Annotated in this window: 2 protein-coding genes; both read left to right on the top strand. The window is 68.9% G+C overall.

The window, feature by feature from the left end; all coding sequences use genetic code 11:
• Positions 1-497, top strand: a 497-nt coding sequence (locus tag AB0M20_RS44370) for an ATP-binding protein (RefSeq protein ID WP_364307592.1), incomplete at its 5' end; no start/stop codon positions are given.
• The gene (locus AB0M20_RS44375; protein ID WP_364307594.1) at positions 494-1,162 is read left to right on the top strand and encodes a response regulator transcription factor; all 669 of its coding nucleotides are present in this window, start codon (positions 494-496) and stop codon (positions 1,160-1,162) included. The genes AB0M20_RS44370 and AB0M20_RS44375, both read left to right, overlap by 4 nt.
• The last annotated feature ends 88 nt before the right edge of the window (positions 1,163-1,250 follow it).

The raw sequence follows: 1,250 nt of genomic DNA on the forward strand, positions 1-1,250 counted from the left end.
ACCCTCAGACCGCCGACACGCTGCTCGCCGACCTCAAGAACGAGGCTCTGGGCTGCGTGGGTGAGGTGCGCCGCATCATCGAGGACCTCCGCCCGCCAGCACTCGACGTGCTCGGTCTGCTCCCGGCGTTGGCGGCGTTCATCGACCGGCTGTCCACCCGCGACGACGCCCTCCGGGTAGACGTGCTCGCGCCCGACCCGCTGCCGCCACTACCCGCGGCGGTCGAGGTGGCGGCTTACCGGATCGCCACCGAGGCGATCACCAACGTCGCCCGGCACGCACACGCCAGCTCCTGCCTGCTGCGGCTGGAGGTCGGCGATGAGCTCACCATCGACGTACGCGACGACGGAGTCGGCCTGCCCGCCAACCGGCCGGTCGGCGTCGGACTGCCGTCCATGGCCGAACGAGCGGCCGAACTCGGCGGGCGCTGCGACCTGACCGTCGCCGACGGCGGTGGCACCCGCGTGCTCGCCCATCTCCCACTGGCCACGCCATGAACCCGGCCCTGCGCGTGCTCGTCGCCGATGACCACCCGGTGTTCCGCAAAGGCCTGCACGCCCTGCTCAGTTCTCTGCCGGACGTGACGGTCGTCGGTGAAGCCTGCGACGGAGACCAAGCGATACGCCTCGCCGCCGAACACGAGCCCGACATCGTCGTGATGGACATCAACATGTCTGGCGTCGACGGTGTCGAAGCCACACGACGCATCACCGCCGCCCGCCCGGACACCGCCGTCCTCATGCTCACGATGTTCGACGACAACGACTCGGTCTTCGCCGCCATGCGGGCCGGCGCCCGCGGATATCTGGTCAAGGGCTCCGACACCGATGAGGTCGTCCGGGCCATCACCGCCGTCGGCAACGGTGAGGCGATCTTCGGTCCCCCTGTCGCCCGCCGGATCCTCTCCTTCCTCACCCGCCCCCTGTCGGCCTACGACGAACAGCTGTTCCCCCAACTCAGCGCTCGCGAGCGTGAGGTCCTCGACCTCATCGCAGCGGGCGCCGCCAACAGCGACATCGCCAAACGGCTCTTTCTCAGCCCGAAGACCATCCGCAATCACGTTTCCAGCATCTTCACCAAGCTCCGTGTCGCCGATCGCGCCCAAGCCATCGTTCAGGCGCGCGCCGCCGGGCTCGGTCGCCGGCCCGGCGACTTACGGTGAGGGCCGGCCGGACCACATAGATCACCATCTCCGGGCCAGTTATCAAACCGTTACACGTTGAACTCTTGCCGGACATGGCACCCACCGC

This window comes from Actinoplanes sp. NPDC051633, assembly GCF_040681735.1.
Classification (GTDB): domain Bacteria; phylum Actinomycetota; class Actinomycetes; order Mycobacteriales; family Micromonosporaceae; genus Actinoplanes.

What these genes read in the sequence shown, in the direction of transcription:
- AB0M20_RS44375 (WP_364307594.1), top strand. Translation starts at nt 494, where the DNA reads ATGAACCCGGCCCTGCGCGTGCTCGTCGCCGATGACCACCCGGTGTTC.